Source organism: Roseovarius sp. MMSF_3298, from assembly GCF_030733705.1.
Classification (GTDB): Bacteria; Pseudomonadota; Alphaproteobacteria; order Rhodobacterales; family Rhodobacteraceae; genus Roseovarius; species Roseovarius confluentis.
Genome location: NZ_JASHIN010000015.1, coordinates 80,139 through 103,172, shown reverse-complemented (window position 1 = coordinate 103,172; position 23,034 = coordinate 80,139). Strand labels below are relative to the sequence as shown.

The 23,034-nt window shown below is 61.6% G+C and carries 28 protein-coding genes; 18 read left to right on the top strand and 10 right to left on the bottom strand.

Annotated features, from left to right (window positions below):
* Window positions 1–6: 6 nt before the first annotated feature.
* The 6 genes from RBB18_RS14565 to RBB18_RS14540 all read left to right on the top strand — a co-directional run bounded on the left by RBB18_RS14565 (window position 7) and on the right by RBB18_RS14540 (window position 3,901).
* A complete protein-coding gene (locus RBB18_RS14565) occupies window positions 7–1,212 on the top strand; it encodes an efflux RND transporter periplasmic adaptor subunit (protein WP_245890515.1) in 1,206 nt (401 codons plus the stop codon).
* 115 nt (window positions 1,213–1,327) lie between these two features.
* Entirely contained in the window at window positions 1,328–1,768 is a 441-nt protein-coding gene (gene trxC, locus RBB18_RS14560) for a thioredoxin TrxC (protein ID WP_103764054.1), read from the top strand.
* A gap of 30 nt (window positions 1,769–1,798) precedes the next feature.
* Window positions 1,799–2,737 (top strand): J domain-containing protein, encoded by a 939-nt coding sequence (locus tag RBB18_RS14555; protein ID WP_306111221.1) that lies wholly within the window; start codon window positions 1,799–1,801, stop codon window positions 2,735–2,737.
* Window positions 2,734–3,072 carry a chaperone modulator CbpM gene (locus tag RBB18_RS14550; protein ID WP_103764056.1) on the top strand — a complete coding sequence of 113 codons (339 nt, stop codon included), beginning with the start codon at window positions 2,734–2,736 and terminating at the stop codon, window positions 3,070–3,072. The genes RBB18_RS14555 and RBB18_RS14550 overlap by 4 nt, the downstream gene beginning before the upstream one ends.
* Window positions 3,073–3,121: 49 nt before the next feature.
* Window positions 3,122–3,430, top strand: a complete 309-nt coding sequence (locus tag RBB18_RS14545; RefSeq protein ID WP_103764057.1) for a hypothetical protein — start codon at window positions 3,122–3,124, stop codon at window positions 3,428–3,430.
* Window positions 3,431–3,472: 42 nt separating this feature from the next.
* Complete coding sequence (locus tag RBB18_RS14540; RefSeq protein ID WP_274593242.1) at window positions 3,473–3,901, top strand: cytochrome c; 429 nt, start codon at window positions 3,473–3,475, stop codon at window positions 3,899–3,901.
* Window positions 3,902–3,978: 77 nt separating this feature from the next.
* Here the strand turns inward: RBB18_RS14540 and RBB18_RS14535 are convergent, their stop codons facing one another.
* The gene (locus RBB18_RS14535) at window positions 3,979–4,254 is read right to left on the bottom strand and encodes a hypothetical protein (protein WP_146050048.1); all 276 of its coding nucleotides are present in this window, start codon (window positions 4,252–4,254) and stop codon (window positions 3,979–3,981) included.
* 243 nt (window positions 4,255–4,497) lie between these two features.
* Here RBB18_RS14535 and RBB18_RS14530 point away from each other — a divergent pair, with 243 nt between their 5' ends.
* On the top strand, window positions 4,498–4,737 hold the full coding sequence (locus RBB18_RS14530) for a hypothetical protein (protein WP_103764058.1): 240 nt from the start codon (window positions 4,498–4,500) through the stop codon (window positions 4,735–4,737).
* 145 nt (window positions 4,738–4,882) lie between these two features.
* On the opposite strand, the gene RBB18_RS14525 is transcribed toward RBB18_RS14530, so the two are convergent.
* Window positions 4,883–5,797 carry a DNA-binding protein gene (locus RBB18_RS14525; RefSeq protein ID WP_306111220.1) on the bottom strand — a complete coding sequence of 305 codons (915 nt, stop codon included), beginning with the start codon at window positions 5,795–5,797 and terminating at the stop codon, window positions 4,883–4,885.
* A gap of 127 nt (window positions 5,798–5,924) precedes the next feature.
* Between RBB18_RS14525 and RBB18_RS14520 the strand changes: the two genes are divergently transcribed.
* From RBB18_RS14520 to RBB18_RS14510, 3 genes are all read left to right on the top strand, one after another.
* Window positions 5,925–6,332, top strand: coding sequence for an Hsp20/alpha crystallin family protein (locus RBB18_RS14520; RefSeq protein WP_170067236.1), 408 nt, complete (start codon window positions 5,925–5,927; stop codon window positions 6,330–6,332).
* The gene (lon, locus tag RBB18_RS14515) at window positions 6,329–8,722 is read left to right on the top strand and encodes an endopeptidase La (protein ID WP_306111219.1); all 2,394 of its coding nucleotides are present in this window, start codon (window positions 6,329–6,331) and stop codon (window positions 8,720–8,722) included. The genes RBB18_RS14520 and lon overlap by 4 nt, the downstream gene beginning before the upstream one ends.
* Before the next feature lie 85 nt (window positions 8,723–8,807).
* Window positions 8,808–9,164, top strand: coding sequence for an SPW repeat protein (locus RBB18_RS14510; RefSeq protein WP_170067237.1), 357 nt, complete (start codon window positions 8,808–8,810; stop codon window positions 9,162–9,164).
* 647 nt (window positions 9,165–9,811) lie between these two features.
* Here RBB18_RS14510 and RBB18_RS14505 read toward each other — a convergent pair.
* Window positions 9,812–10,441: a DUF3775 domain-containing protein gene (locus RBB18_RS14505; RefSeq protein ID WP_306111218.1), complete on the bottom strand. Its 630-nt coding sequence runs from the start codon at window positions 10,439–10,441 to the stop codon at window positions 9,812–9,814.
* Window positions 10,438–10,863 (bottom strand): DUF2267 domain-containing protein, encoded by a 426-nt coding sequence (locus RBB18_RS14500; RefSeq protein ID WP_103764106.1) that lies wholly within the window; start codon window positions 10,861–10,863, stop codon window positions 10,438–10,440. The genes RBB18_RS14505 and RBB18_RS14500 overlap by 4 nt, the downstream gene beginning before the upstream one ends.
* A gap of 147 nt (window positions 10,864–11,010) precedes the next feature.
* Here RBB18_RS14500 and RBB18_RS14495 point away from each other — a divergent pair, with 147 nt between their 5' ends.
* Together RBB18_RS14495 and RBB18_RS14490 are read left to right on the top strand one after the other, a co-directional pair.
* Window positions 11,011–11,430: a CBS domain-containing protein gene (locus RBB18_RS14495; RefSeq protein ID WP_103764107.1), complete on the top strand. Its 420-nt coding sequence runs from the start codon at window positions 11,011–11,013 to the stop codon at window positions 11,428–11,430.
* Window positions 11,431–11,440: 10 nt separating this feature from the next.
* The gene (locus RBB18_RS14490; RefSeq protein ID WP_103764062.1) at window positions 11,441–11,893 is read left to right on the top strand and encodes a host attachment protein; all 453 of its coding nucleotides are present in this window, start codon (window positions 11,441–11,443) and stop codon (window positions 11,891–11,893) included.
* A gap of 122 nt (window positions 11,894–12,015) precedes the next feature.
* Here RBB18_RS14490 and RBB18_RS14485 read toward each other — a convergent pair whose 3' ends face one another.
* Window positions 12,016–12,411 carry a c-type cytochrome gene (locus RBB18_RS14485; RefSeq protein ID WP_146050051.1) on the bottom strand — a complete coding sequence of 132 codons (396 nt, stop codon included), beginning with the start codon at window positions 12,409–12,411 and terminating at the stop codon, window positions 12,016–12,018.
* Between the two features lie 274 nt (window positions 12,412–12,685).
* Here RBB18_RS14485 and RBB18_RS14480 point away from each other — a divergent pair, with 274 nt between their 5' ends.
* The 3 genes from RBB18_RS14480 to RBB18_RS14470 all read left to right on the top strand — a co-directional run bounded on the left by RBB18_RS14480 (window position 12,686) and on the right by RBB18_RS14470 (window position 14,661).
* Window positions 12,686–13,195: an Hsp20/alpha crystallin family protein gene (locus RBB18_RS14480; protein WP_103764064.1), complete on the top strand. Its 510-nt coding sequence runs from the start codon at window positions 12,686–12,688 to the stop codon at window positions 13,193–13,195.
* A 4-nt stretch (window positions 13,196–13,199) separates the two neighbouring features.
* Window positions 13,200–13,859 carry a phosphoribosyltransferase gene (locus RBB18_RS14475; RefSeq protein ID WP_306111217.1) on the top strand — a complete coding sequence of 220 codons (660 nt, stop codon included), beginning with the start codon at window positions 13,200–13,202 and terminating at the stop codon, window positions 13,857–13,859.
* Window positions 13,860–13,950: 91 nt separating this feature from the next.
* Entirely contained in the window at window positions 13,951–14,661 is a 711-nt protein-coding gene (locus RBB18_RS14470; RefSeq protein WP_306111226.1) for a response regulator transcription factor, read from the top strand.
* Here the strand turns inward: RBB18_RS14470 and RBB18_RS14465 are convergent.
* The gene (locus tag RBB18_RS14465) at window positions 14,639–16,585 is read right to left on the bottom strand and encodes a PAS domain-containing sensor histidine kinase (RefSeq protein WP_306111216.1); all 1,947 of its coding nucleotides are present in this window, start codon (window positions 16,583–16,585) and stop codon (window positions 14,639–14,641) included. The genes RBB18_RS14470 and RBB18_RS14465 overlap by 23 nt on opposite strands.
* 163 nt (window positions 16,586–16,748) lie before the next feature.
* Between RBB18_RS14465 and RBB18_RS14460 the strand changes: the two genes are divergently transcribed.
* Window positions 16,749–17,675 carry a Crp/Fnr family transcriptional regulator gene (locus RBB18_RS14460; protein ID WP_306111215.1) on the top strand — a complete coding sequence of 309 codons (927 nt, stop codon included), beginning with the start codon at window positions 16,749–16,751 and terminating at the stop codon, window positions 17,673–17,675.
* On the opposite strand, the gene RBB18_RS14455 is transcribed toward RBB18_RS14460, so the two are convergent.
* Complete coding sequence (locus RBB18_RS14455; protein WP_306111214.1) at window positions 17,642–17,908, bottom strand: hypothetical protein; 267 nt, start codon at window positions 17,906–17,908, stop codon at window positions 17,642–17,644. The genes RBB18_RS14460 and RBB18_RS14455 overlap by 34 nt on opposite strands.
* Between RBB18_RS14455 and RBB18_RS14450 the strand changes: the two genes are divergently transcribed.
* The gene (locus RBB18_RS14450) at window positions 17,880–18,713 is read left to right on the top strand and encodes a universal stress protein (protein WP_103764069.1); all 834 of its coding nucleotides are present in this window, start codon (window positions 17,880–17,882) and stop codon (window positions 18,711–18,713) included. The genes RBB18_RS14455 and RBB18_RS14450 overlap by 29 nt on opposite strands.
* A gap of 3 nt (window positions 18,714–18,716) precedes the next feature.
* Here the strand turns inward: RBB18_RS14450 and RBB18_RS14445 are convergent, their stop codons facing one another.
* The 3 genes from RBB18_RS14445 to RBB18_RS14435 form a co-directional block, all read right to left on the bottom strand.
* The gene (locus RBB18_RS14445; RefSeq protein ID WP_103764070.1) at window positions 18,717–19,115 is read right to left on the bottom strand and encodes a hypothetical protein; all 399 of its coding nucleotides are present in this window, start codon (window positions 19,113–19,115) and stop codon (window positions 18,717–18,719) included.
* A gap of 12 nt (window positions 19,116–19,127) precedes the next feature.
* A complete protein-coding gene (locus RBB18_RS14440) occupies window positions 19,128–19,472 on the bottom strand; it encodes a hypothetical protein (protein WP_146050053.1) in 345 nt (114 codons plus the stop codon).
* A 64-nt stretch (window positions 19,473–19,536) separates the two neighbouring features.
* Window positions 19,537–20,187, bottom strand: a complete 651-nt coding sequence (locus RBB18_RS14435) for a BON domain-containing protein (protein ID WP_103764072.1) — start codon at window positions 20,185–20,187, stop codon at window positions 19,537–19,539.
* Between the two features lie 184 nt (window positions 20,188–20,371).
* Between RBB18_RS14435 and RBB18_RS14430 the strand changes: the two genes are divergently transcribed.
* Window positions 20,372–23,029, top strand: a complete 2,658-nt coding sequence (locus tag RBB18_RS14430) for a cation-transporting P-type ATPase (RefSeq protein WP_306111213.1) — start codon at window positions 20,372–20,374, stop codon at window positions 23,027–23,029.
* The last annotated feature ends 5 nt before the right edge of the window (window positions 23,030–23,034 follow it).

Below are 23,034 nucleotides of genomic sequence, written 5' to 3'. Positions count from 1 at the left end.
ACAGCGATGAAACCCAGTACCGCGATCGCAATTTCCGTCGGCACCCTGGCCCTTGGCGCCCTCGCCGTGCTGGCCTTCCGGACGGACCCGGTACCGGTCGACTTGGCGGAGGTGCGGCGCGGCCCGATGCAGGTGACCGTGGATGTCGAAGGAGAAACCCGCATCGCCGAGCTTTACGAAGTTGCCGCGCCGATCCGCGGCAATGCGCGACGCGCGCCGGTGCGCGTGGGCGACCCGGTCATTGCAGGCCAAACCGTGGTTGCCATTCTCGACCCGGCCGCATCCGATCCGCTCGATGCCCGCAGTCGCGTCCAGGCCGAAGCTGCCACGCGCGAGGCAGAGGCCGGTCTGCACATGGCCCAAAGCACGCTGCGCCAGGCCGAGGAGGAGCTGCAGCTCGCCACCAGTGAACACAACCGCACGCGCGAACTGGTGGATCGCGGCGTCGCCTCTCTGGCCCGGCTGGAATCGGCCGAGCAAACCCTCGCCGCGCGTCAAGCCGCCCGGCGCGCAGCCGAGTCGAACCTCGAACGCGCACAAAGCGCGCTCGACCGCGCCCGCGCCGCTCTCATCGACGCAACCGCAGACGCCACCAGCGCCGAGACTTGCTGCATGAGCCTGACGGCACCCGTGGACGGACAGGTGCTGGAAATCGACACGATCAGCGCCCGCCCCGTCGCCGCCGGAACCCGCCTGCTGACCATCGGGCAGCCGCAAGATCTCGAAATCGTGGCCGACGTTCTGTCGACCGACGCCGTCCGGCTGAAGGTCGGCGACCGGGCCGAGGTTCTGCGCTGGGGCGGAGACAAGACGCTCGAGGCCACCATCTCCCGGATCGAGCCCTCCGCCTACACCAAGGTCTCCGCCCTCGGGATCGAGGAACAGCGCGTCGACGTGGTGTTCGATCTCGCAACCCCTGCAGAGGACCGCCAGGCGCTTGGCCACGGCTTTTCCGTCTACCTGCGCGTTGTGGAATGGGAAGGTCAGGATATCCTGCAAGTCCCACTCAGCGCACTCTTCCGGCGCGGCGCGGACTGGGCGGTATTCGTGGCCGTGAATGACGCGGCCAGCCTGCGGATGATCGAAACCGGAAAGATGAACCCGGACCAGGCACAAGTCCTCTCCGGGCTCCAGGCGGGCGACACCGTGATCCTGCACCCCAACGACAGCATCCGCGACGGCGTCTCGATCATCCCGCGGCAGGCCGAATGACACAAAGTGCTCCAACCGATCGCCGCGAAGGCGTACCGCCAATTGATGCGTGTCAATCACAAGGCCCGACAGGCGGCATAGAATCGGTCAAAACGAAAGGAGTGGCACAGTGGCTGTGAAACTGGCCTGTCTCGCCTGCGGGCAAACCAACCGCGTTCCCGAAGACCGGCTTTCCGCCGGACCGAAATGCGGCACCTGCGGCGCAAGGCTGATCGACAAGGCACCGAAAGACATTTCTTTCGAAGTGCTGCGCAAAGCCGCCCGCGTGGATGAACTGCCGTTGATCGTCGATTTCTGGGCGGCGTGGTGCAGCCCGTGCCGATCCATGGCGCCGGAATTTGCCAGCGCCGCCGCCACGCTTTCCGGGCAGGCCCGTTTCGCCAAGCTGGACACCGAGGCCAACCCGCAAGCGAGCGGCACCTACGGCATACGCGGCATCCCCCTGCTGATCGCCTTTCGCGCCGGTGGCGAGGCTGGACGCCAGGCCGGCGCAATGCCCGCCGGGAAGATAACGGAATGGGTCAAGCGCATCGCCGGGAAAAGCAACGTGGGATGAACTGGATTAGCATGAGTGTGAAACCGCAAAATGAGTGACGACCCCTATAAGGTTCTTGGCGTCGCCAAAAAGGCATCGCAGGACGAGATCAAGAAGGCCTATCGCAAGCTCGCGAAAAAGCTGCACCCGGACCTGCACCCGGGCGATGCCGACAAGAAGGCCGAATTCCAGGCCGTGTCGGCGGCCTACGAGATACTCGGCAACGCCGAGAAACGCAGCCGCTTCGACGCCGGGGAGATCGACGCCAAGGGTCACGAGCGCCCCGAGCGCGACTTCTACCACCAATATGCCGGCCAACAGCGCGCTCGCCGCTACGATCCCGGGGCGGGGACGGGTGGCGCCGAGGACTTTTCCGACCTGTTCTCGGATCTTTTCGGCCAAAGGGCGCGTGGCGGCCAAGGCGGCTTTCGGCAGGAATTCCACGCCCGGGGGTCCGATGCGCACTATCACCTCGACGTGGATTTCCTTGACGCCGCCAAGGGCGCGGGGCGCCGCGTCACCATGCCCGACGGCAACCGGCTGGAGGTGACCATCCCTGCGGGTATCCGCGACGGCCAAACGTTGCGCCTGCGCGGCAAGGGTGGGCCTGGCTTCGGAGACGGCCCGCCCGGCGACGCGCTGGTGACCGTCACCATCCTGCCCCATCCGCTGTTCACCCGCGCAGGCGACAACGTGGAAATCGAACTGCCGATCACGTTCGACGAGGCCGTGCTGGGCACGAAGGTCGATGTGCCCACGATCTCTGGCACCGTCGCGATGACCGTGCCCAAAGGCACGTCGTCCGGTGACAGGCTACGGCTTAAAGGACGCGGCCTGCCGATCACAAAGGGCGGCAAGGGCGACCAGATCGTGCGCCTCAGGATCGTGCTGCCCGACAAGATCGACGCACGGATGGAAGATCTCGCGAAGGAGTGGCGCAAACACGTCAAGACCGACCCGCGCCAGAAACTACGTAGGACGACGACATGAGCTACGACGAACGCACCGTTGTCACGCGTGTCGAGCGGCTGACGCTCCGGGACCTGCGCCTCTGGGTGCGCAAGGGCTGGGTCAAACCGATGGAAGGCATGGCAGGCCCACTCTTCGACGAGGTCGATGTCGCCCGCATCTGCCTTCTGCGTGATCTCAAGACCGACATGTCCATATCGGCCGACGCCCTGCCGCTGGTTTTGTCGCTGATCGACCGGCTGAACCAGACCCGCCGCGAGCTTCAATGCCTCCAGCGCGCCCTCGAAGGACAGCCGGACACCGTGCAGCAGCAGATCATTGCCCGCTACGCCGCACTTCACGAAGACCCGGAGTAGCGCCACGACCGAACGGACAGGATACGAGCCAGGAAGAAAGGACGATCGCATGGACAGGGATCTTGACCAGAGCCGCCGGCTCCTCGCCATGACCTACCGGCGCTACATCGAGGCCGACCTCGGCTGGGTCCGGGCACGCCGCGCCGCACGCGCATGGTTCCCCGAGGAAAGCCAGCCCTATCGCTGGACGATGGGCAGCCCGCAATCGCGCTTGCGCCAGATCTACGAACGGCGCCAACGCGCACTGGTGCAGCTCGCGGCCGCCCGGCAGAAATTCCTGCGCGCCAAGGAGCGCATGGAAAAGCGCCGGCGGGTGATCCTGCTGCTGTCAGGGCCGCTCGACGGCCATGGCGTATGAAATGCCCGGCCAGCCCGGACCGCTTCAATCAAAGGAGTCATGATGAAACACGTATTGATCCCCATGGGGTTGCTCCTTGCGGGCTGCATGCCGGGACCCGAACCGGAAGTGTCCCGCGAGGACGGACAGGCGATTTTCGCCCGGAACTGCGCTGTCTGCCACGGAGTGGACGGCACCGGCACCGGGCCGATGGCCGCGCGTCTGTCAACGCGCCCGGCCGACCTCACGAAAATCGCCAGCCGCCGGGGCGGCGTGTGGCCAGTGCTTGAGGTGATGTCGATCATCGACGGCTATACCAAGCGAACAGAACCGCGCGAGGACATGCCGGTCATCGCGGAACTGACCGAGGGACCGATGGTGGATTTCGACAGCGGCAACGGCCTCGTCAAACCCACGCCCGCCCGGCTCCTCGCCGTGGCCGAATATCTCGAACGCATACAGTCACCGCCGCCGTCCCGCTACGTGCCTTAAACTGCAAATTCGCACATTCGGCTCTGTTCACTGTTCCTGGTCGGTCGTCTGTGCGCAATGGCCAGGCAAAGTCTTCGTCAACATGGCATTGCCTTGCGCCCCAACACTTTCCGCAATCGAGTTATCCGACCTTCCGGAACACCGAAATACTGCGCGATCTCCGACGAACTCAAGCCGAGATCCGCAAAGACTTCCACCGAAGCCTTGGGGTCAGGTCCCAGCGGGTCAGGGGTATGCGCGGCATTGCTTTGCTGCAGGCTTCCTGGATCACAGAAGACGGTCGACGGGATACTCTCGGGGGCCAGCACAAACTCATCACGATGCGAGTGTTCGATTTGGTGATCTGCCGGCATGATTTGTTCTCCCTCCGTTGCAGCATTGCGGCAAGATGCTCGGACGCGGACGGTATTACATTGACGGACGTCAATAGTGGGGAATGGCTGTCCTGGCCAAGCAAGACTCCGCCAATGTTCCCCCGCCTTGTCATGTCACGCACCAGCCATTGATCTTCGACAATGACCGTATGCCCGGCCCGTGTTTTCGTGGCGCCATCGACGCGCCCTGTTGGCGCGCCGACCTTTAGATGGAGTTTTGAAATGAAACACTTTGCCCCCGTGCTCGTCGCAAGCGTTTTTCTGTCCTCAACCGCCTTCGCACAAATGATGGAAGTCGATACGGACGAAGACGGCATGGCAAGCTACGAAGAACTTACCGCAGTCTACACCGACGTGACCGAGGAACAGTTCACGGCCATGGACACCAATGCGGATGGCAGCCTGGACGAGGATGAAATGACCGTGGCTATGGATGCCGGAACGCTTGCAAAACCTGAATGAGCCCTGCGCTCAAACGACGGCCCGTTCGGACTTCATGCCGCACGGACCGTCTTCGCCGTAGAAACCAGAATGCCGCGAAGCCGTACGGAGCGCCGAATTCGAATCTCCGGCGTCTGACCCTCTACCTGCCCTTGATAAAAAAACTTTACGCCGATGCATCCGCTGCTGCACCCGCATTGGCGTAGTGGCTCATGCACTCATTCTCGCGTCCCCGCACCACGCGCTTGCCGTCCAGCGGCCCTCGTTTCTGGGTGACAATTGTGCACTGCGCTTCCGGCGCGTCCTTTTGGTGATAGAATGCTACGACCCAGTCCTTCGTCATACCAAGATCATGTGCCCGGGCGGTGTTGGAATATAGCAGCGTCAGGTGCCAGTCGCCTCGCCTCAGGTGCAGGATCGGCAGCCAGGCCTTGCCCTCTGGATTGAAACGGCGCGGAGCGATCTTGCGCAAACTGCCCGCAGCCGCCTGTTTTCGAAACAGCGCATCGGCGTCCAGCAGCAGCGATACCGACGGCGCATTGTCCTGCGCCTGCGTTCCGCGCCGCGCCAGGCGGATCGGGTCCAAACGGTCCGCCAGCGCCGCAAGGATGGCCCGGCGCCGCCGCCGGCCAAGCCCGGGCACGGACATTTTCGGATCGTGCAACAAGGCTTCCAGTTCTTCCAGCGTCTGCGCATCCAGATGCGTTGCAAACCTTTCGGCAAGGACCGGCCCGATGCCGGGAACAGTCTGAAACACCCGCTCCGGCGTGGTCTCTCCCCGCAGCCTTTCAAGCTGGGCCCACCGGCCCGTCGTCAGGATCTCCACGATCGCGGCCGCAATGCCATCCCCAATCGTCGGCAGGGCAACGAGCGCCTTGATGCCGCCGGAATTGTAGATTCCTCGCAACGCCAGGTTCATGTCCTCGATCCGGTCTGCCGCCGCATGATAGGCGCGCACGCGAAACCCGTCGTCGCCCTGTTTTTCCAATAGGTCCGCATAGCTCCGCAATCGTGCGGCGATCTGCGCGTTCTCGCGCAGGTGCGCGCGGGCGGGGGTACGGGTGCGCTCTGAATTTGCCATGTCAGCGGCTCTGAAACGGTGTGCTGGAACCAGCATGACCTCATGGAACAAACGCGCATTGCCCGCGGTCAATGCGCCCCCGCCCTACACATCGCATCGATGGATAGAACATTTCCGGAGGTTCCCGATGCCATCCAACACCGCAGAAAACCTCATGTTGTCCCAGGCACTGCGCCTTCTGGCGCAGGTCGATGATCTCAGACGACTGAGCTTCGACATCGGCACGGCTGCCCAATGGGAACCGCCGCTCGACCTGATCGAGACGCGCACAGAGATCGTGGCCTATGTCGCACTGCCCGGGGTCGAGGCGGCCGATGTCACCGTCACCGCCCAGGACGACATGCTGATCCTGTGCGGCGAACGGCAACGGCCGCCGGAATGGCGCGAGGCTGGGCTGCTTCGCGTCGAACTGCCCTGGGGTCCGTTTCAGCGCCGGGTGCGCATCCCCGCCGGGTGCCAGCTGGTCAAGCGGCAGTCATTCCACGGATATCTCGTGATCCACCTCAAGAAACCCGCGTCGGAGGCCCAGGGATGACAAAGCAGAACACCATGCGGGCGCCCGAGCAGCCGCAAGACCTCGTACCCATTCCCGACGACGGGTTGATCCTCCTGCCGGTTCGCAACTTCGTGGGTTTCCCCGGCACCGTGTTTCCCCTTGCCGTCGGTCGACCCCGCTCCGTCATGGCTGTCGAACAGGCGGTCCGCGGCGAGCGCCCGATCGGCGTCATCCTGCAACGCGATCCCTCGCAGGACGAACCGGATGCCGAAGACCTGCACAAGATCGGGTGCACGGCCACCATTCTGCGCTACGTCTCGTCCCCCGACAGCGGCAACCACCTCATATGCCGGGGCACCGGGAGGTTCCGCGTGACCGAGTTGCTGAAAAACACGCCCTTCCCGATCGCACGTGTCACACAGTTGACCGATGCCCCCGACAAGCGGCCAGAAACCGAGGCCCGCTTTCTTTACCTACGCGAACTGGCGGTCGAACTCCTGGAAACCCTACCCGATGCGCCGGTCGGCCTTGCCGAATCCGTCGGTCAGATGACAGAGCCAGGCCTGCTTGCCGATCTCGCCACCGCCTATTCCGATTTTCCATTGCAGGATCGCCAGGAACTGCTGGAAACGCTGGATATCGGCGCCCGCATCGCCAAGGTGACAACCCTGCTGGCGCGCCGGCTCGAGGTGCTGCGCATCACCCGCGAAATCGGCGAACAGACCCGAGAGGCCTTCGATGAAAGGCACCGAAAGGCCGTGCTGCGCGAACAGCTGGAAACGATCCAACGCGAACTCGGCGAAGGCGCGGACAGCACCGCCGAGGAAGTGGCCGAGCTGACCAGGGCCATATCAGAGGCCGGAATGCCCGAAGAAACCAGGAAATACGTCCTGAAGGAACTGGGGCGTTACGCGCGCATGTCCGACAGCTCCGGTGAGGCGGGAATGTTGCGTACCTGGCTGGACTGGATGGTCGACCTACCCTGGCAACTCCCCGAGGAGGCCCCGATCGACCTCGCCGAAGCGCGCCGCGTGCTCGACGCCGATCACTATGGCCTGGACAAGATAAAGACCCGGATCATCGAGCATCTGGCTGTCCGTCAGCTTGCCCCCACCGGCAAGGCGCCGATCCTGTGTTTCGTTGGGCCACCCGGTGTTGGCAAGACCTCCCTCGGCCAGTCGATCGCCCGCGCCATGCAACGCAAGTTCGCACGGCTCAGCTTGGGCGGCGTGCATGACGAAGCGGAGATCCGCGGCCACCGCCGCACCTATATCGGCGCCATGCCCGGCACAGTGATCCAGTCCATTCGCCGCGCCGGCACCCGCAACTGCGTGCTCATGCTCGACGAGATCGACAAGTTGGGGCGCGGGATCGGCGGCGATCCGTCCTCGGCCCTGCTCGAGGTCCTCGATCCTGCGCAGAACACCGCCTTCCGCGATAACTACCTTGGCGTTGATTTCGATCTCGGCCACGTGGTGTTCCTGACCACGGCGAACGTGCTCGAAACCATTCCGTTTCCGCTGCTCGACCGGATGGAGATCATCACCCTGCCCGGCTACGTCGAGGACGAAAAGCTGGAGATCGCCAAGCGCCACTTGGTGAAATCCCAGATGCAAGCGACGGGCCTCAAGCCGGAGCAGGTCAGTATCGACGACGACGCCCTGCATGCCATCATCCGCAACTACACCAGGGAGGCAGGCGTCCGAAGCCTCGAACGCAAGATCGGCGCGGTCCTGCGGCACGCAGCCGTGGATATCGTAGAGGGAAAGACGAAAACCTTCCAGGTCAAGGCAACCGACTTGTCCGAAATCCTCGGCCCGCCGCGCTACGAGAACGAGGTCGCCATGCGCACCAGCCTGCCCGGCGTGGCCACAGGCCTCGCCTGGACGGCGGTCGGAGGTGATATCCTCTTCATCGAGGCCAGTCGCACCCCCGGCAAGGGGAGCCTCACCCTGACCGGCCAACTGGGTGACGTCATGCGCGAAAGCGCGCAGGCCGCCCTGACCCTGGTCAAGGCGCGCGCCAAGGCGCTGTCCATCGACCCCAAGACATTTGAAAGCACCGACATCCACATTCACGTGCCCGCAGGCGCCACGCCCAAGGACGGGCCCAGCGCCGGCACTGCGATCTTCGCAGCCCTCGCCTCGCTTCTGCTGGATCGCAAGCTGCGCAGCGATACCGCCATGACCGGCGAAATATCCCTGCGCGGACTCGTGCTGCCGGTCGGCGGAATTCGCGAAAAGGTCGTCGCGGCGGCCACCGCGGGCCTCAAGCGCGTTATGTTGCCCGCACGCAACCGGCACGATTTCGAAGACATCCCCGAAGCCGCCCGCTCAAGGCTTGAATTCATCTGGCTGGAAACGGTCGATGATGTTCTCGAACACGCGCTTGAGAAGCGCCCCGCCAAGCGCTCCAGAAAACGTGCTTGATAGCCATCAATGCATCACGGTCCGACATTGGCATCCTGTGGCTGTCCGTGGCGCGAAACCGCGCCTTTTGCCAATGGAGGAAAACATGAAACGGATACACTGGCAGGACACAGTGACGCTCCTGACGGGCCTCGTGCTCGTCGCGGCCCTCTTTGTCCTGAAAATCACGCCACCCGAGGGCATGAACTTTCGCCCCGTAACGCTGAATTTCGTGGTCGTAGGCATCGCCGTCGTCGCGATAGCGACGGCAGCCCTCTATGACCACCAGGCATGGGAAGAATGGCTCACGCTGGTGCTCGGTCTCTGGATGGTGGTTTCACCCTGGGTCTTGGGCTTCAAAGAGATACTCGTTCTGACCTGGCTGGCGATACTGTGCGGTGCGGTCATCGCCGTGATGGCCCTTGCAGCACTGCTCCAGCCGCGGATGAAAGACATCTTCTGAAGAAGTAACCTGCAAAAAAAGAAACCGGGACGAACGCTTTCGCCCCGGTTCGCATCCCGCTCCAAAGCGGCCGGCGGTCCGCCGCGGGACCGTCAGGCCCGGCTTCCACATCCAAGGTTACCCCAAGTGCGCTAACCCTTGCCCGACGATCCAGGATCGACAGGTCTCATGGCTTTCCCGGTATAATGTCTCGCGGTCCGCGCCTTGCAACGTTTTCCAACGATCCCTCTCCGGTTCCGCTCCTCCCGTCGATGAAAACAGCATGCCCGGCTCTCGTCACTTCGCCATTGATCGCGATCAATGGCGTCGGTGCCGGCCAGTCGGCACGCGGAAAAAGGCCGTCTGGAAGACGTAATGTCCCGGACGGATTATCTCCGCCCGGGCTTGGACATATCGAAATCACTTCAAGTATTCAAAGGGCCGCCGGAATCTGACTTAGGTTCCAAAGTCGCCTCTGGCGCTATCGCCATCATCCGGCAGCCCCCCGATCAACAGGTCTCAATGCTTCGCCATTGCACCATCTTTCGGTTCGCGTCTCGCGACGTCGTGCCAAGATTTTGCTCCGGTTCCACTCCTCCCGTCGATAAATTCAAACTACGCGATTCCCCTCTGGCGGCCATTGATGCCCGTCAATGAAGCGGGGCTTTTCACGAAGTCGGGCACTCCAGCCCCAACTTTTCAAGCCCCGCAAAAAGATAATCCGCCAAAAACGGCGTCCCCAGCAGGTAGCTCGCAGGCGAAGACGTGCGCTCCTGCCACGCAAGGTCCCGCAATACATTCCATTCATCGTCGTCCCGGCCCAGCCACAAAAGTGCGACCAGGTCGCGTTGGGCGATTTCATCCAGATCGTCGATCACCGACCGCAGTTCCTCTTCCACGGCATCATGGCCACGAGCCTCCAGGATATCGGCCACCGCGTCCTCCTCGTCCGGCGCGTCCTCCGCCTCCGTGCTCGCCGATTTTCCCATCAGGTCATGGGCCCGCTCGGCAATATAGCAAACGGTGCGCACCGGGACCTGCAGGTCTTCACCGTTCGGGCTCTCTGGATCGAGCCCGCGTATCTTGCGGCGCGACCCGGACCGCGTCGCCTTTCTGGACGCAGGTTCCTTGAAACCGGCCCACGCAGGCGGGTCCGAACAAGGAAAGGACTCCAGCCCCGCTTCCAGAACCGGGTCGTAGGTCGCAATCGGGGCAGCGCCCGGCTTGCGCTTCCGCTCCGGCGTTCCAGCCTGGGCCCCAGCGTCATCAAAACGACCGCTTCGCCGAACCTCCGTCATTGCCAAAGCTCCCGCAGCGGACCGGGCATGGCATTGCTGACCTGGTCGATCTCGCCCATCGAAATCTTGCGCCGCAACAGATCGAACACCGCGGCAACAGCGCGTTCGGGGTTCTCCAGCGGCTGCTTGCTGAACTTCCCGGCCACCCTGCCCAGGAACTCCGACTTGCCGCGCGGCTGCACCGGTGTCTTGGACGGGTTCCATCCGGTGTAATAGATACCCCGCACGATCAGCGGCAGTTGCGCCGCCAAGTCAGCGGCCTCGTCTACGCCCAGGTAATCGCGGATGGCCTGCAACGTCTCGGACAACAGCAGGTATGCCCGTCCCTTCTCGTGCCACTCCAGATCGTCGCATAGCAGGTTGATCCATTCGGCGACGACCTGTGGCGCCTGGTCGATCGCGGTATGTCCGGTGGGTTTCATGTCCATCCTCCGTTCTTGCCGTCCAGAACTCTGAAGGGTCCGGGTCAAATCGCATTGATCACCGTCACAGCGGGGGCTTGACGGTGGTCAATGACCGGCTTGCAGGAAAGCACGACTGTCGATCAATGTTATTCCACGGAGGACATCATGAAAGTCAGTGAGGCAATGCATGCACCGGCCGAATGGGTTACAGCCGACACCCCTGTCAGCGAAATCGCGTCGCGCATGGCAAAGGACGACATCGGTGCCGTTCCCATCGGCAAGGACGACAAACTGATCGGCATGATCACGGACCGTGATCTGGCGATCCGAGTCATAGCCAAAGGGCTCGATGCGCATAAAACTACCGCCGAAGAGGTCATGACCAAGGGCATCGTTTACTGCCGCACCGAGGAAACGGTCGAAGACGCCATCCACCTCATGGATCAGAAGAAGATCCGTCGGCTGCCCGTGCTCGATGATGGCAAAAGAATGGTAGGCATGCTCAGCCTCGGTGATGTCGCCCATGCAGCGGGACTTCAGTTGGCAGGCGAACTGACACGCGCCGTGGCCGATCATCACAAATAGGTCCGTGGCGATGAAACGCCCGCGGATATGGTACATCGTCATGAACGCGCACCGGGCGCGTATCCTGCGCGAATTGCCCGGCATACGTGATCCATTGCCAACCGAAATCACGATGCAGGGCCGCAGACGCTCCGTGGGCGAGGTCAAACGTGACCGCCCGACCCGCAGCTTCGCTTCGGCGGGCGGGCGCCGGCGATCCGCGGTCGCGCCCGGTTCGGACCCTCTAGAAGAAGACGCACGCAACTTCATGCGCGATGTTCAAGCTTTCCTCGAAAAAGAGGCGCAAATCGGGGCGTTCGAGGAACTGGTTCTGATTGCTCCAGCCGAAACCATCGGCCTATGGCGGGCTCAGGCACCCGAAGGTCTGGCGAACTGCGTGCGTCGCGAGATCGTCAAGAACCTGGTGCGGTTTTCCGGTCGCGAACTCGTCGCCGCCATTCGCGCCCTCGTCTCACACGAATAGGCACCGCAATGCTTGGCCCGGTCAGGCGAATGCTTGAGTGCGGCTACAAAGTCACGCGTAGGCTTTGGCCAGGCCCTTCCGACTTAGGACAAAAGACCTGCCCGCAGCGTTCACAAGTCGCGCTATTCCTGGATTGATTGCAGGTATTCCGCGATGCTGAGGACGCGTCCGCGAACCAACGGCTCCGACGCACCTGGCATTCCCATGGGTGGTTGAAGATCTTCGCGAAAGATAGCGCCGTAGAGCGGCATGGGTTTTTCATGTGTGCGCAACCCGCTACGTCCGTCAATGATCTGGATGACGCGCAGCATCGGAAAAACACCATCGTTTGCCGCGCTGAGCGAGGTCAGGTCCGGCACATCGACCGTCAGGTAGTCAGCCAGGACCCCGTCGCCCTTGGCGGTTTCACCGTGGCACCCCGCGCAATTCTCTGCATAGAAACGAGCGCCCCAATCATGCTCTTGGGCCATTGCCGCGCTCCCGAGAATGAAAGGCATCATCAAAAAGAACTTTTTCATATCTTGATCCTCCAGTTGCTGCCCGAGCGTCGCGCCTGTTCGGCTCGATATCATTGACGACCGTCAACGCCCGGGTTTGCACCGCGCACGTGGTATTGATGACCATCAATGAGAGTGGGGAACGACTCGGACATCTTGGAGAAATTCGCGACTACGCCTTTGTCCAAGCAGGCGTGGAACTTCCGCCTGTCCCCGGAAATCGCGGAAATTGCCGTTGGCTGGGCGATGCATCCCGTGAGTTCGGCCAACGGCATTAACTCAAAAGGAGCGATACATGGCTGATAAGTCTACCGATATCCCTGTCACACGCGAAGCACGCGCAACCAACCGGCCGATCAACCCATGGACCGGCTTTGGCAGTTTGCGCGACGAGATGGAGCGCCTGTTCGACAGTTTTGAACCGCGCCTGTGGTTCGACCGCGCGCTTCCAGAGACGTCACGCGGGTTTCCCCTCTGTCCGGCAGTCGACCTGACCGAGACCGAAAAAGGGTATGCCGTCACCGCCGAGTTGCCGGGACTGGACCCCGACGGAATCCACGTGAAGATCAGTAACGGAACGCTGACAATAAGCGGCGAGAAATCCGACGAGAAGAAAGAAGGGGATGAAAGCCATCATCTCAGTGAACGTCGCTGGGGCAGTTTTCAGCGCACGATCCGGATGCCCGAAAACATCGAGCACGACAAGATCGAGGCAGAGTTCTCCAAGGGCGTGCTGACCATCCAACTGCCGAAATCCAAGGCGGCCCTGGCGTCCGAGAAGACGATCGCTGTCAAGGCGGCATAGCCGGGTGTCTGGCCCTTTTTTCAAGGATCGGGCGGACGCGGCGCGCCAGCTGATCGCAGCACTTCCGCCCGATATCGACCGCCGCTGGCTGGTTCTGGGACTGCCGCGCGGCGGCGTCCCCATTGCCGCGGACATCGCACGCCACTTGGGTGGCGCTTTCGATATATTGATCGTGCGCAAGGTGGGTCTGCCGAATAATCCGGAACTGGCCGTCGCCGCCGTCACCGGGCCCGACCCTGACGAACTTGCGATCAACCGAACCCTTCAGGACATGCTCGACTTGTCGGAGGTTGATATCCAGGCATTGGCCGTGGAGCCGATCCGCGAGGTGGAAAAACGGCGGCGCATGTGGCTGGAAGGCAGGAGTCCCCTGCCTTTCATTGATCGCGACGTGCTGATCGTGGACGATGGCGCCGCGACGGGTACAACGCTTGAAGCGGCCCTGACAATGGTCCGGCGTCAGGGCGCACGCGCCATCGCCGTGGCCGTTCCCGTCGCTCTGCAAGGCGCGCTTGACCGTCTGTCCATGAGTGGCGTCCGGGTCATTTGCCCTCACCGATCCGACAGGCTCTACTCGATCAGTGGCGCATACCGGGATTTCCCTCAGGTCACTGACCAGCAGGTTACAGACATGCTTTCCTGTCTCCGCCGCGAACAGGCCTGAAAGCGATGACAATTTCCGCCTTTGGACGAAGCATGGTTTGGCGCTTTCTGCAGCACCCGCTATAATCGAAGAAATTTCCGCCGTGACAGCCATGACGAAAGCAACCGTCCTTGTCGTCGATGACGACCCCGAGATCAGAAAAGCCTTGAACCACGGCCTTTCGTCCGAAGGCTACAACGTGCACGAAGCCAGCGACCGGGCAACGATGCTCAGCAACTTGCGTGAAAACCACGTATCCCTCATCACCCTGGATCTCAATCTCGGCGGCGACGACGGCCTGGACCTTGCGCGGGAACTGAGGGCAAAGCGCAATATCCCCGTCGTGATGATATCTGGCCGAACCGACCCCTACGACCGCGTCCGGGGGCTGGAGTGCGGCGCGGACGATTACATCGTCAAACCCTTCCATATCAAGGAAGTCGTAATGCGGGTCCAAAAGACATTGGAGAGATATCAAGACACCGTTCAACCTTCGGGCAAGCTTCTGTTCGATCACAGCGAACTCGATCTGAAAAACCATATTGCCCGGCACCTCGACGGGTCGCCGCTTGATCTTACGGAAATGGAACTGAAACTGCTGGAGCTGTTCGTGCGGCACCCCGGCCGCGTGCTCAGCCGAGACGAGATTTCGCACGCCCTGCACGGACGGGGATGGTCGCCCTATGACCGCAGCATCGATGGTCACGTCGCGCGCCTTCGAAGAAAGATCGAAACGCCGGGAGAGTCTCCTCTTTTGATCCGATCGGTTCGCGGTGTTGGCTACGTATTTAGCGGGGACGTCAAGCCTTCCCGCGAGGACTGAGCGCCCTTTCAACCGCCTGCGCCAGCACCGTCAGCGGATATGGTTTCTTGAGGAGTTCCGGCAGACGGCCGCGCGGATGGCGTGGCAGTCGCCGGCCGGACACGTGTCCCGAGGTCAAAAGAACGGCAATTTGCGAGTATTGCTCCCGAACCGTTTCCGCAATGTCATATCCCGAGATCGTACCCGGCAAGATGACATCGGAAAAAACCAGGTCGACCACTTCCCCCTCGCTCAAAAGCTGCAAGGCGGTCTCTCCATCCGCCGCTTCGATCACGGCATATCCTAATGCTTCAAGACGCTTCAGGGTCGCCTCCCGCACCAGCGCATCGTCCTCCACGACGAGGATCATCTCGCCATTGCCCATAGGTATCTCAGCCTCCCGCTCCTCTCGATGAGCAATGCCATCCGCGACCGGAAGAAAGATCGACACCGTCGTTCCTTCTCCTTTTTCGGACACGATCGAAACGAACCCGTTCACCCGTTCGACCGAAGCAAACACACTGGTCAGTCCAAGACCCGTACCCATCTCCGGCGATTTGCTGGTGATAAACGGTTCTTTCGCGCGCTTGACCTCTATTGGGGTCATGCCGACGCCATTGTCCGACACGCTGAGTTCCAGGTAGTGCCCGGGCTTGCCGTTGTCATAGGACTTGGCGGCTTGCGCATCGATTTCGACATCCTTCGTGGTGATAATGATCTCTCCACTATTTGGCTGCGCATCTCGCGCATTCACAACAAGGTTCAGGATTGCACCGTCCAGTTCGGCTGGGTCGATACGGACGCAATAGTCATCCGCTCCAGCCGAGAAACGCAAGGAAATGTGCTCATTCAGCAGGCGTTCCAACATGGCCCAGGTTTTCAGGATGTGTTCGTCCAGACGGATCAGTGTGGGTTGCGAATTCCGCGCCCCGGAAAGTGACAGCAGCTTCTTGTTGAATCCGCCCCCCATTTCAGCGGCGTCCATTGCGACCTGGAGGTATTCGTAAGTCGCGGGGTCGGAGACACGCATTGCAGCAAGCTCAAGATTCGCGAGTATGACGGAAAGCAGGTTGTTGGAATCATGCGCGATGATCCCGGCTATTCGTCCGATCGCCTCCAGGCGTTGCGATCTGGCCGCCGACATCTGCAACTCGTTCCTCTCGGTCTGATCAATCAGTATCCCGACGAACCGCGCCGCCTTCTTTTTGTTGTCGGTGCCTTCGAACAAGACACGCCCGACAAGCTGCAACTCGCGACCTTTCTTCGGTGTGCCGGGCCTGACTTCAGCCCGAAACAGCCCATCACCCTCCGGATCAAACGCGCGTCCCCGCGACTCGCGAAACGCCTCTTCGTCCAACGGGTTCAATGCCACGATCCAGCCGTCGAAATCGGCCGGCAGATCCTTGTCTTCAAGATCTGTCATCTCGAGAAAGGCGTCGCTGACTTCGATTTTTCCTGTACTGATGTCCAAATCGATCGTCCCGATCCCCAGCGCATCGACCAACAGCCGCAACCTTGTTTCGCTTTCTTGCAGCTGAAACTCCGCTTCTTTCTGCTTGGTAATGTCCTCGGTAAAAACCGCGATCCCGACAACAACGTCCTGGGCATCGCGGACCGGCTTTGTGCGCCAGCGCTCCCAACGGACGCATCCGTCATTCAGCACCAGGCGATCCTCATGCGACGTCAGGCCTTCTCCGGCCAAACCGCGCTGATGGGCCTGTTTTATGTGATCGGGCAGATTGGGAAAAATGTCGTAGTGGCACACGCGCCTGAGGTCTTTGTCCACAAGTCCGTAACGCTCAGCCCAAAACCGCGACCACGCGACGTATCGCATGTTGCGATCAAACATCGCCACGGCCGCCGGGGCATCTTCCACGAACATTGCAAGACGGGTGTCGAGCCCATCCGGCCCCGTCGGTTCAACACTCTTTGGCGTGTCTGTCATGGTCTATTTTCATATACTTAAAGCAATAAAGGCGGAACCTGCGCGTACAATTCTACACAATTCTCGCACACACGTCGCCGCTGCAATTCGATAGAAAGACCCCATGTGAAAGTTGCAAGGACCAATGCGGCCGTCTGTCATGGCCCGGACACTGGGGGGACCAATGCATACTTCGACGACGACGACGCAAATTGCGCCGGCCCAAATCTGTGCATCTTGCGCGGCACACGACTTCGGCCTTTGTGGCATGCTGGGCGACGCATGCTCAAGCTTGCTGTCACCACGATGCCATCAGACCCGATACAAAAGAGGCGACGAACTGGCTTTACAAGGAGAACTTACAGACCGGATCGGGATCATCTCATCGGGTCTGGTGAAGGTCGTCCTGATGACCGCGGACGGCGAACATCACATCCTTCAGCTCCTCAAGCCCGGCCATATCGTCGGGGATCCATGCAAGGCAGAGAACGCGTTTTCCTGGGAAGCCGCGACATCGGCCCGTATCTGCTGGGTCAACCGCGCGACGCTGAACGCTTTGATCCGGGATGAGCCGCAGATTTACCGGGCATATCTTGCTATCACCGCACAACAGCTGGAAGAGCATCGGCTGTGGGCTGCTTCCATGCGTGGCCGCAATACCCTTCAGCGCATAGCGTTCTGGATCGTACAACAATTGCCTGACGCGCGCGACGGCGCCAAGGCAACCGTCCGGATACCGCTGACCCGACGCGATCTGGCTTCGCTGCTGGACATGACCGTAGAAACCCTATGCCGAGGCCTGCACCAGCTTGCCGATCGAAACGCCATATGCTTGCTGACCCCGGAAGAGATAGATGTGGTCGACATGACCAAGCTCCGGCTATTCGGGCGGTGTGGTGAAGACCGCGTGCACGAGGTTCTGAACGCTCCTGACACCAGAATGGACAGTCAAAAGCCCTTCTGTATTGCCCGACAGCAGACACCCGCTCGCACACAACCGATACCAGCGCAGTCCAGCCGGTCCGAAATGGAAAGACGCCACGGAAAAGTCAGGCTGATGACAGCCGTCAATGATGATCAGCCAAAGCTATGGATTCCTGATCGCGGGTAATCACCCGCAACCATGGAGGTACCAATGGCAGATCCGAAGTCGAAGCCGAAACCGGCCAAGCAGAGCAGCAAGCCTGCTCCGTCGACCGCGAAACCGGCAAAACCCGCGCCCCAACAACAGGCCGGGTCCAAGTAATGCAAAGGCCGCCCCGAAACCTTCGGGACGGCCATTTTTAAGTTCACGAATTTCAAAGGAATAATTCCAATGCCCGTCAAAACCATCGCATTGGTCATTTTCGACTCCGCCGAAGCAGAATGGCTTATCAACAAATGCTTCACACTTGCCCTATCGCTCGATGCGCACGTGATTGGCCTGCATTCTTTCTCTCAGGTCGTCTTCTTCGATGGACTGAGTTCGGCACCAATGGTGTATGCAACCTTTCAGGACTGGCAGATCAAGGAATCCGACAAGATCCGCGACCTGTTCGACGAGGCGTCGCGCAAAAACGACCTGAGGACTGAATTTCGCCGGCAGGACGCGCTCTTCGGCAGCGAAAGATTTTTCCTGGCGGGCGCCCGCGCCGCCGATCTGGTGGTCATGGGAAGCAATGGTTCAGGCACACGCGCGCCTGATGATCGGGTCACGGCAGAACGGCTGATCCGGAACCTCGGTCGTCCGGTGCTGGTTCTGTCGCCCGAAGCAGACGTGAAAGCCCCCTTCGACACCATTGCCATCGGCTGGAGCGAAACCCGCGAAGCCACCCGCGCCGCGCATGATGCGCTCGACCTTGCCAAGCCCGGCGCGCAGATAGACCTAATCGCACTGGTCGCCCGCGCAAGCGATGAAAAACCAGGCTTCGACAGCCGGGATGAGTTTGCAATTGCGCTCGACCGCCGTGGATTCAAGGCGACGACGACCGACAGGATGGCGACGGTCGATCATCGCGGTCAGGAACTGCTGAACGCCGCGCACGATTGCGAGGCCACGCTTCTCGTCGCGGGCGCCTTCGGGCACTCGCAATTCTACGATTTCATGATCGGCGCCGTTACGGGGCACCTTCTTGAGAAGGCAAATCTTCCGGTTCTCCTGTCGCGATAGACCTCACTCCTGATCCTCGGATTTCCGGCGCGGCAACAGCAACGCGATGCCCGCCGATATTGCGGCCGCCGCCAGTAGCGCGAGCCGCAAGGTCTGCCGCTCCGACAGCCCGGCCACCCCGCCCTTGAGAACGCCCAGTGCGATCCCGGCCAAGGGATCGGAAGACTTCGACCGCTGTTTTTCAGAGGCTACCGCAAGACGAAGAACAAGGCCGATCAACAGCGCCGTCGCAGCCAGCGCCCCCGACATCACCAGGAAAGCCCCGCCCAAGCCAAGGGCGGGGCTTGCCATTATCACGATGCCCGCGATCAGACAGGCCCAGCAAGTCAGGCCCAGAATACCGATGACAACGGCCAGAGCGGCCCTACGCGCGCCGGCTGCTATGCGGTCGCGAGGCAGCATTCGACGCGCCGCTCAACTATGCCGACGCGCCAGCAATCCGAGAATGAGACCGAAACCGATCACGCCAAGGATACCCCCGGCCCACGCTCCCGGGTGATCCCGCACGCTGCGCTCGACGCTTTTTTCCAGCTGCTCCACACGGTGCTCCAGCACCTGTATCGCCTGCCGTCCTTGGCGGATCAGTTCCTCGGATTGCTGTTCGAACTCCTCACCGACCTCGCCCATCCGCTTCTTGCCGACTTTCTTCAGCAACTTCCCGAGATCCTGTACCGCGGCGCGAAATTCATGAAGATCAGCGCTCAGATCCTCGGAGGATAGGCCCGTCGCTTTCTGTGTTTTCGGAATATCTTCCGGCATCTCGTTCTCCTTTCAGAAAAGGTTGGCGAACCGGGCCGAAACGTCGGCCCGGCATCTGGTCTTGTCAGGCGCCGATTGAAATGTGATCGACTACGCTGGTCACGCCCGGTGCGGCCCAGGCCGCCCTTTCCGCCGCATCGCGTTCCGACCAAGTGCGCACCTTGCCGTCCAGCGTGACCTTGCGGTCATCGACTTTCACGTTGATTCCCTTGGCCTCCAGCTCGGCATCTCGCCGCAACGCGTTCTCGATGCGTTGACGAACGTCGGTCGGGCTGACGCTCGGGGCAATCTGTATCAGGTTCGATACGCTCTTGACGCCGGTCAGGTCCCGAACGGCCTTTTCCGCAGCAAGCTTTTCAAAATACCACTTCACCTTGCCGCTCAGGGTCACGAGGCCTTTCTCGACCTTCACCTGCACAGCATCCTTGGGGACAGAACTGTTCCAGCGAAGCGAATTTGCCGCGCGATGCGCGATCTCGTCGTCGGCCGTGATATGCGACCCAACTGGCCGTACCTCGATTTCTTGCGCGATGGCCCGTACGCCCTTGACCCGTTTCACGATGTTCTCCGCCATGCGTTTTTGAGCATAGCTTGGCACGTGACCGGTCAGCGTGACCGTTCCATCCTCCACCGCAACACCGATGTCGGCCGCGTCAATGCTTGGCTCGAATTCCAGTTCGTCGACGACATCCTGTCTGAGATCCTTGTCCTTCATTTTCTTTTCTCCTGAATGCGACACTGATTCCGTGTCAATGGAAGAAGAATGACGTCCACGCCATGCCGCCACATTGACCGCCGACAACGGGCGGCAGGCATCGTGGCACACTATTGACGGTCAACAAGACCAGCCCAGTCCAATCCCCTAACCTGCTCCCGACCGCTGCTGAAGGAGACCGGAATTGAAGCCTGAGTTCATCGACGTGCCGCATGCGCATTCGGTCGCCGAAGTCCTGCAAATGCTCGATACCGACGCCGAACTGGGACTAAGCTGCCACGAGGCGCAAAAGCGGCTTGCTCGCTACGGCCCTAACCACCTGCGCCAGATTAAACCGCGCAGCACGCTCTCCATCCTGTTTCACCAGGTCCGCGGATTCATCTTCTGGCTTTTGGTGGCCGCAAGCGCCTTCGCATTTTCGATCGGCGACACCGCCGAGGCTACCGCGATCCTCATCGTACTGGTTCTGAACGTCCTCATCGGCGTCTTCACCGAGCGGCGCGCCGCCCGATCGATGGAAGCGCTTAGACATATCGCCGACACCCACACCCGCATCCACCGCGACGGCCACGTCTTCATGGCCGATGCCCGCGATCTCGTCCCCGGCGACATCGTCATCATCGAGGCGGGCGACGTCATCACTGCCGATCTGCGCGTGATCAAAGCCACTGGGCTGGAATGCGATGAATCCGTCCTGACGGGTGAATCGATCGCAGTCGCCAAATCCACCGAGGCTGTCGAAATCGACAGCATTCTCGGCGAGCGCATCGGTATGCTCTTCAAGGGCAGTGCCGTCACCCGCGGCCTGGCCGAGGCCGTGGTCACCGGCACCGGCATGCAGACCGAGGTAGGGCATATCAGCGCCTTGGTTCAAGCGGCCGAACCGGAATCTACGCCGCTTGAAAGCCAGCTCAACCGCCTCGGGCAGAAACTTGTCGGGCTGATGATCGCGCTCTGCGGTGTCACCGTCGGGGCCGGCTACGTACGCGGATATCCGGTAACAGAACTCATCCAGACCGGCATCGCGCTCGCGGTCGCCGCGATACCCGAGGGCTTGCCTGTTGTCGCGACCCTCTGCCTTGCGCGCGGCATGTGGCGGATGGCGACCCACAACGCCCTGATCCGGCGCCTGTCGTCCGTGGAAACCCTTGGCGCGACAACGGTGATCCTGACCGACAAGACCGGCACACTGACCGAAAATCGCATGAGCGTCACCCGCTACCTGCTCTCGGGCGAAACGCAGGAAGTCACAGCCGAAGGTCCGCTCGACACCGGCCAGTCGCCAGCTCTTCTATGGGCCCTGCGGATTGGCGCCTTGTGCAATAGCGCGGATCGCGGCGGCCCGCTGCAAAGCGAAGGCACCGGAGACCCGATGGAACTAGCTCTTCTCGACGTTGCGGCCCGGGCCAATTTGGACCTCGCAGGTTATCGCGTCGTCGCGGAGCACGCGTTCGATCCTGACCATCGCATGATGGCGCAGATTCACGAATTCGAAGGGCGATTTCTTTTCTCGGTCAAGGGTGCCCCAGAAGCCGTACTCGCCAGATGCACACATGTTCTGTCAGACTCTGTGACACTTCCACTGGACGCCGCCGCGCGACATGCCTGGCAGAACAAGAGCAGCGCCGCCGCCGCCGAAGGTCTGCGCTGCCTCGCCCTGGCCATGAAAAGCCGCGACGCATCGAACGAACACCCCTATGCCGATCTAATGCTGATCGCGACTGTGGCGTTTGCCGATCCGATGCGGCATGAGGTGCCCGCCGCCATCGCGGCCTGCAAAACGGCCGGTATCCGCGTCGTCATGGTCACCGGCGACCACGCCGCCACGGCCCTGCGCATTGCGCGCGACGCCGGGATCGATCCGGGCCGTGCCGCGATGCCGGATGACCTCGACCTCGCCACGCTCGACCCTGCGCGTGTCGATCCGACCACTGCCCAACGTCTGTTACAGACCAACGTCTTCGCCCGCGTTTCACCGTCCGGCAAGCTGGCGCTCGCCACGTTCCTCCAGAAATCGGGCCAGATCGTCGCTATGACCGGGGATGGCGTCAACGATGCACCGGCCCTGCGCAAGGCCGATATCGGCATCGCCATGGGCCATCGCGGTACCCAGGTCGCCCGTGAAGCCGCCGAGATGGTCCTGCGCGACGATTCTTTCGCCACAATCGTGACCGCGGTCCGCGAAGGCCGCGCGATCTTCGACAACATCCGGAAATTCGTCGTCTACCTGATGTCGTGCAACCTTTCCGAAGTGCTCGTCGTCGGCATCGCCGTGGCTGCAGGCTTGCCCGCCCCACTGACGCCTTTGCAGATCCTCTTCCTGAACCTCGTAACGGACGTATTCCCAGCCTTCGCACTCGGGCTCGGCCCCGGCGATCCCGACATTCTGAAACGTCCCCCCCGCCACGCCAAAGAATCGATCATGGGCCGGCACCAATGGCGCCGCGTGGCATGGCTGGGGACACTCATCACTGTGGCGACGCTAGGCGCGTTCGGCCTTGCGCTTTTCTGGTTGGCACTCGCTCCGGCGCAGGCCACCACAGTCGCATTTCTGACCCTGTCCTTGGCGCAGCTGTGGAATGTCATCAATGCGGGCGACCCAAGGCGCGGACCGGTAGACAGTGGCGCGATGCGAAACCCGTTCGTCTGGGGCGCGATCACGCTCTGTCTCGGTCTCGTGGCAACGGCCCTTTGGGTGCCAGTCTTCTCGGACGTTCTTGAATTGCCCTCGCCAGGCGGTGCGGGCTTGGTGCTGGCATTGGGGACCAGTTTCCTCCCGCTCGTTGCAATGCCGATAGCCGCACTCCGCGCGAGGGCCCAGAATCACGTGCTCCAGTCGTGAACATG

What these genes read in the sequence shown, in the direction of transcription:
- RBB18_RS14565 (WP_245890515.1), top strand. Translation starts at nt 7, where the DNA reads ATGAAACCCAGTACCGCGATCGCAATTTCCGTCGGCACCCTGGCCCTT.
- RBB18_RS14555 (WP_306111221.1), top strand. Translation starts at nt 1,799, where the DNA reads ATGAGTGACGACCCCTATAAGGTTCTTGGCGTCGCCAAAAAGGCATCG.
- RBB18_RS14550 (WP_103764056.1), top strand. Translation starts at nt 2,734, where the DNA reads ATGAGCTACGACGAACGCACCGTTGTCACGCGTGTCGAGCGGCTGACG.
- RBB18_RS14545 (WP_103764057.1), top strand. Translation starts at nt 3,122, where the DNA reads ATGGACAGGGATCTTGACCAGAGCCGCCGGCTCCTCGCCATGACCTAC.
- RBB18_RS14540 (WP_274593242.1), top strand. Translation starts at nt 3,473, where the DNA reads ATGAAACACGTATTGATCCCCATGGGGTTGCTCCTTGCGGGCTGCATG.
- RBB18_RS14535 (WP_146050048.1), bottom strand. Translation starts at nt 4,254, where the DNA reads ATGCCGGCAGATCACCAAATCGAACACTCGCATCGTGATGAGTTTGTG.
- RBB18_RS14530 (WP_103764058.1), top strand. Translation starts at nt 4,498, where the DNA reads ATGAAACACTTTGCCCCCGTGCTCGTCGCAAGCGTTTTTCTGTCCTCA.
- RBB18_RS14525 (WP_306111220.1), bottom strand. Translation starts at nt 5,797, where the DNA reads ATGGCAAATTCAGAGCGCACCCGTACCCCCGCCCGCGCGCACCTGCGC.
- RBB18_RS14520 (WP_170067236.1), top strand. Translation starts at nt 5,925, where the DNA reads ATGCCATCCAACACCGCAGAAAACCTCATGTTGTCCCAGGCACTGCGC.
- lon (WP_306111219.1), top strand. Translation starts at nt 6,329, where the DNA reads ATGACAAAGCAGAACACCATGCGGGCGCCCGAGCAGCCGCAAGACCTC.
- RBB18_RS14510 (WP_170067237.1), top strand. Translation starts at nt 8,808, where the DNA reads ATGAAACGGATACACTGGCAGGACACAGTGACGCTCCTGACGGGCCTC.
- RBB18_RS14505 (WP_306111218.1), bottom strand. Translation starts at nt 10,441, where the DNA reads ATGACGGAGGTTCGGCGAAGCGGTCGTTTTGATGACGCTGGGGCCCAG.
- RBB18_RS14500 (WP_103764106.1), bottom strand. Translation starts at nt 10,863, where the DNA reads ATGAAACCCACCGGACATACCGCGATCGACCAGGCGCCACAGGTCGTC.
- RBB18_RS14495 (WP_103764107.1), top strand. Translation starts at nt 11,011, where the DNA reads ATGAAAGTCAGTGAGGCAATGCATGCACCGGCCGAATGGGTTACAGCC.
- RBB18_RS14490 (WP_103764062.1), top strand. Translation starts at nt 11,441, where the DNA reads ATGAAACGCCCGCGGATATGGTACATCGTCATGAACGCGCACCGGGCG.
- RBB18_RS14485 (WP_146050051.1), bottom strand. Translation starts at nt 12,411, where the DNA reads ATGAAAAAGTTCTTTTTGATGATGCCTTTCATTCTCGGGAGCGCGGCA.
- RBB18_RS14480 (WP_103764064.1), top strand. Translation starts at nt 12,686, where the DNA reads ATGGCTGATAAGTCTACCGATATCCCTGTCACACGCGAAGCACGCGCA.
- RBB18_RS14470 (WP_306111226.1), top strand. Translation starts at nt 13,951, where the DNA reads ATGACGAAAGCAACCGTCCTTGTCGTCGATGACGACCCCGAGATCAGA.
- RBB18_RS14465 (WP_306111216.1), bottom strand. Translation starts at nt 16,585, where the DNA reads ATGACAGACACGCCAAAGAGTGTTGAACCGACGGGGCCGGATGGGCTC.
- RBB18_RS14460 (WP_306111215.1), top strand. Translation starts at nt 16,749, where the DNA reads ATGCATACTTCGACGACGACGACGCAAATTGCGCCGGCCCAAATCTGT.
- RBB18_RS14450 (WP_103764069.1), top strand. Translation starts at nt 17,880, where the DNA reads ATGCCCGTCAAAACCATCGCATTGGTCATTTTCGACTCCGCCGAAGCA.
- RBB18_RS14455 (WP_306111214.1), bottom strand. Translation starts at nt 17,908, where the DNA reads ATGACCAATGCGATGGTTTTGACGGGCATTGGAATTATTCCTTTGAAA.
- RBB18_RS14445 (WP_103764070.1), bottom strand. Translation starts at nt 19,115, where the DNA reads ATGCTGCCTCGCGACCGCATAGCAGCCGGCGCGCGTAGGGCCGCTCTG.
- RBB18_RS14440 (WP_146050053.1), bottom strand. Translation starts at nt 19,472, where the DNA reads ATGCCGGAAGATATTCCGAAAACACAGAAAGCGACGGGCCTATCCTCC.
- RBB18_RS14435 (WP_103764072.1), bottom strand. Translation starts at nt 20,187, where the DNA reads ATGAAGGACAAGGATCTCAGACAGGATGTCGTCGACGAACTGGAATTC.